Below are 4,424 nucleotides of genomic sequence, written 5' to 3'. Positions count from 1 at the left end.
GCCGTCGTCGGCGGGTCCGTCGCCGCGGCCGAGGCCGCGTGGCGGGGGGCGTTCCTCGCGCACGGGTCGCTCACCAAGCCCGGTCGCTCGTCGGCCCTCGAGGTGACCGCGCCCGGGGCGGAGGCGGCGATGGCGCTCGTGGGGACCGCGCGCCGACTCGGCGTCACCGCCAAGGCCCGGGAGGTGCGGGGAGGGGACCGGGTGGTCATCCGCGACGCGGAGGCGATCGGGGTCCTACTGGCCCGCCTCGGGGCCACGTCGACCAGGGACATCTGGGAGGAGCGTCGTTCGCGTGGCGAGGTCCGCGCCACCGCCAACCGGTTGGCGAACTTCGACGACGCCAACCTCCGCCGGTCCGCCCGCGCGGCCGTCGCGGCCGCCGCCCGCGTCCAGCGGGCGCTGGAGATCCTCGCCGAGGACGTCCCGGACCACCTGCTCGCGGCCGGCGAACTCCGCGTCCAGCACCGCCAGTCCTCGTTGGAGGAACTCGGACAGCTCGCCGATCCGCCCATGACCAAGGACGCGGTCGCCGGACGCATCCGGCGGCTGCTGTCGATGGCGGACCGCAAGGCCGCCGAGCTCGGCATCCCGGACACCGAGTCCGTGGTCACCGAGGACATGCTCGACGACGCCTGATCGGCCCCCAGAACACCCTGCACGTGGCCGCGCACCGGCGGGTAGTCTGGGTCACGTCCCCGGGCCCCACCCGGCCCCGGTGACGTCCAGCGTTCTCGCACCACCAATAAGGAGACATCGAAGTGACCGTGCGCGTAGGCATCAACGGATTCGGACGTATCGGCCGCAACTTCTACCGCGCGGTGGAGGCTCTCAAGGCCGAGGGCAAGACGGACATCGAGATCGTGGCCGTCAACGACCTGACCACGAACGACATGCTCGCTCACCTGCTCAAGTACGACTCGATCCTCGGTCGCCTCGGCAAGGACGTCACCTACGACGACAACTCGATCACGGTCGGCGGGACCAAGATCGGCGCGCTCGCCATCAAGGAGGGCCCCGCCTCCGTCCCGTGGGGTGACTACGGCGTCGACGTCGTCGTCGAGTCCACCGGCATCTTCACCTCGGCGGAGAAGGCCCGCGGCCACCTCGAGGGCGGCGCCAAGAAGGTCATCATCTCGGCCCCCGCGTCCGACGAGGACATCACCATCGTGATGGGTGTCAACGACGACAAGTACGACGGCTCGCAGACGATCATCTCGAACGCCTCCTGCACCACCAACTGCCTCGCTCCCGTGGCCAAGGTCCTGTCCGACGAGTTCGGCATCGTCAAGGGCCTCATGACCACGATCCACGCGTACACCCAGGACCAGAACCTGCAGGACGCGCCCCACAAGGATCCGCGTCGTGCCCGCGCCGCCGCGCTGAACATGGTCCCGACCTCCACCGGTGCCGCCAAGGCCGTCTCCCTCGTGCTGCCCGAGCTCAAGGGCAAGTTCGACGGCTACGCCGTGCGCGTCCCGCTGCCCACCGGCTCCCTGACCGACCTCACCGTCGAGCTCGAGAAGAAGGCCTCGGTCGACGAGGTCAACGCCGCGGTCAAGGCCGCCGCCGAGGGCCCGATGAAGGGCATCCTCAAGTACACCGAGGACCCGATCGTCTCCTCTGACATCGTCACCGATCCGCACTCGTCGATCTTCGACGCACCGCTGACCAAGGCGATCGACGGCCAGATCAAGATCGCCTCCTGGTACGACAACGAGTGGGGCTACTCCAACCGCCTGGCAGACCTCATCGGCCTGGTCGGCAAGTCGCTCTGAGAGCCTTCGGGCCTGACGACCCCCGTACCACACACCGGGCCCGGTCCGGGGACGCCGCGAGCGTCCCGGCCGGGCCCGGCGCACATCGACCGGCGCCGCACGGTCAGCCCACCCACCCGGTGACCCACCCACAGTTCTTCCGACAGGAGTTCCACCACATGGCCGTGAGCACGCTCTCCGACCTGCTCGACGCCGGCGTAGAGGGCCGTAAGATCCTCGTCCGCTGCGACCTCAATGTCCCGCTCGACGGGAAGACCATCACCGACGCCGGTCGCATCACCGCCTCGCTGCCCACGCTCAACGCGCTGCTCGACGCGGGCGCGGCACTCGTGATCACCGCCCATCTCGGCCGCCCCAAGGGCGAGGCCGACCCCGAGTTCTCTCTCGCGCCCGTGGCGGAGAAGCTGGGAGATGAGCTGGGGCGGTACGTCCAGCTCGCCGGTGACGTGGTGGGGCCGGACGCGCGTGAGCGGGCCAACGGTCTGACCGACGGCGACGTCCTGCTGGTCGAGAACGTCCGCTTCGATCCCCGCGAGACGAGCAAGGACGAGTCCGAGCGGGCCGCGTTCGCCGCGGAACTCGCAAGCCTCGTGGGCGAGGACGGCGCGTTCGTCTCCAACGGCTTCGGCGTGGTCCACCGTGCCCAGGCCTCGGTCTACGACGTCGCCAAGCTCCTGCCGGCCTACGCCGGCGATCTCGTGCAGAGCGAGGTCGAAGTGCTCGCCGACCTCACGGGGGACCCGAAGCGTCCGTACGCGGTGGTCCTCGGTGGATCCAAGGTCTCGGACAAGCTCGCCGTGATCGAGGCGCTGGCGCCGAAGGTCGACACCCTCGTCATCGGCGGCGGCATGTGCTTCACCTTCCTCGCCGCGCAGGGCCACGGCGTGGGCTCCTCGCTGCTGCAGGAGGAGATGATCGACACCTGCAAGGACCTGCTGGCCAAGTACGGCGACGTGATCACGCTCCCCGTGGACGTCGTCGCCGCCGACGGGTTCGCCGCCGACGCCCCCCACACCACCGTTCCCGCCGACGCGATCCCCGAGGGCAAGATGGGCCTGGACATCGGCCCCGAGTCGGTCGCCGCCTTCGCCGAGAAGCTCACCTCGGCCAAGACCGTGTTCTGGAACGGGCCGATGGGCGTGTTCGAGTTCGAGGCCTTCTCCGCCGGCACCCGCGGCGTCGCCGAGGCGATCATCACCGCGACCTCCGCCGGCGCGTTCTCCGTCGTCGGTGGCGGCGACTCGGCGGCCGCCGTGCGCACCCTGGGGCTCGGCGAGGAGAACTTCTCCCACATCTCCACCGGCGGCGGCGCCTCGCTGGAGTACCTGGAGGGTAAGGAACTGCCCGGCGTCACCGCCCTCGAGCGCGGCAACTGACCCGGACACCCAGGAACCACAAGGAGAGAACATGGCACGCACCCCGCTCATCGCCGGCAACTGGAAGATGAACCTCAACCACCTCGAGGCGATCGCGCTCGTGCAGAAGGTCGCCTTCTCCCTCCCGGAGAAGTACCTCGAGAAGGTCGACGTGGCGTTCATCCCGCCGTTCACCGACATCCGGGGCGTCCAGATCGTCATCGAAGGTGACAAGCTGGGCTTCGCCTACGGTGCCCAGGACGTCTCGGTGCACGAGTCCGGCGCCTACACCGGTGAGATCTCGGCCTCCATGCTCGCGAAGCTCGGCTGCACCTATGTCGTCGTGGGCCACTCCGAGCGCCGCGACTACCACGCCGAGACCGACGAACTGGTCGCGGCCAAGGCCGCGGCCGGCCACCGTCACGGCCTCACCCCGATCGTCTGCGTGGGGGAGAAGCTCGAGGTCCGCGAGGCCGGCGACCACGTGGACTTCGTGGTGAACCAGCTCAAGGGCTCGCTGGAGGGTCTGACGACCGCGCAGCTGGCCTCCACTGTCATCGCGTACGAGCCGGTGTGGGCCATCGGAACCGGCAAGACCGCCTCCGCCGCCGACGCGCAGGAGGTGTGCGCGGCCATCCGTTCCGCGCTGGCCGAGCTCGCCGACGCGGAGACGGCCGAGTCGATGCGCGTGCTGTACGGCGGCAGCGTCAACGCCTCGAACGTCGGCGAGCTGCTCGAGCAGACCGACGTCGACGGCGGTCTGGTGGGTGGGGCGTCACTCAAGCCCGACGAGTTCGCCCAGCTGTGCGCGATCGCCGCCGGCGGCCCGCTGCCCTGATCCGATCCCGCCCCCCGGCGCGTCGGGCCCTCATCGGCCCGGCACGCCGGGACCAACCGCGGACGCCCGACCGGGTAGTCTGTAGCGGTCGCACCCGACCGCCCGACCTGACGTGAGGCACGATCCCTACATGAAGCTCGCCCTGGACATCTTCCTCATCATCACCAGCCTGCTGCTGATGCTGTTCATCCTGCTGCACCGCGGCAAGGGCGGCGGCCTGTCCTCGCTGTTCGGTGGCGGTGTCCAGTCGAGCCTGTCGGGCTCCAGCGTCGTCGAGCGCAACCTGGACCGGGTCACCGTGGTCGTCGCGGTCCTCTGGGTGATCGCGATTATCGCCGTCGGCCTGCTCGTCCGCTTCGGCTGATCGCACACGGGTCTCACACGCGCGAAACGGGGTGCGTGCCCTCGCACGAGGGAGGGCGCGCACCCCGTTTCGTCGTGCCGGGTGATCCGACG

At 69.9% G+C, this 4,424-nt stretch carries 5 protein-coding genes; all 5 read left to right on the top strand.

Translation table 11 applies throughout. The features are described 5' to 3' along the window. Nucleotides 1-636 (top strand): DNA-binding protein WhiA (gene whiA, locus HMPREF3086_RS14525; protein WP_070722584.1); only part of this gene is annotated, 636 nt, incomplete at its 5' end. A 122-nt stretch (nucleotides 637-758) separates the two neighbouring features. Beyond that, nucleotides 759-1,775: a type I glyceraldehyde-3-phosphate dehydrogenase gene (gene gap, locus HMPREF3086_RS14520; RefSeq protein ID WP_007628580.1), complete on the top strand. Its 1,017-nt coding sequence runs from the start codon at nucleotides 759-761 to the stop codon at nucleotides 1,773-1,775. 158 nt (nucleotides 1,776-1,933) lie between these two features. Beyond that, on the top strand, nucleotides 1,934-3,151 hold the full coding sequence (gene pgk, locus HMPREF3086_RS14515; RefSeq protein WP_070722582.1) for a phosphoglycerate kinase: 1,218 nt from the start codon (nucleotides 1,934-1,936) through the stop codon (nucleotides 3,149-3,151). A 31-nt stretch (nucleotides 3,152-3,182) separates the two neighbouring features. Next, complete coding sequence (tpiA, locus tag HMPREF3086_RS14510) at nucleotides 3,183-3,968, top strand: triose-phosphate isomerase (protein WP_070722580.1); 786 nt, start codon at nucleotides 3,183-3,185, stop codon at nucleotides 3,966-3,968. Nucleotides 3,969-4,098: 130 nt separating this feature from the next. Then, the gene (gene secG, locus HMPREF3086_RS14505) at nucleotides 4,099-4,332 is read left to right on the top strand and encodes a preprotein translocase subunit SecG (protein WP_007628575.1); all 234 of its coding nucleotides are present in this window, start codon (nucleotides 4,099-4,101) and stop codon (nucleotides 4,330-4,332) included. Nucleotides 4,333-4,424: the final 92 nt, after the last annotated feature.

Source organism: Dietzia sp. HMSC21D01 (assembly GCF_001815995.1).
Lineage (GTDB): Bacteria > Actinomycetota > Actinomycetes > Mycobacteriales > Mycobacteriaceae > Dietzia > Dietzia cinnamea.
Note: the sequence above shows the minus strand (reverse complement) of the source record. Positions and strands in the feature narration are given on the sequence as shown.

Excerpts from the sequence above, each read along its gene's own strand:
- pgk (WP_070722582.1), top strand. The coding sequence starts at position 1,934 with ATGGCCGTGAGCACGCTCTCCGACCTGCTCGACGCCGGCGTAGAGGGC.
- secG (WP_007628575.1), top strand. The coding sequence starts at position 4,099 with ATGAAGCTCGCCCTGGACATCTTCCTCATCATCACCAGCCTGCTGCTG.
- tpiA (WP_070722580.1), top strand. The coding sequence starts at position 3,183 with ATGGCACGCACCCCGCTCATCGCCGGCAACTGGAAGATGAACCTCAAC.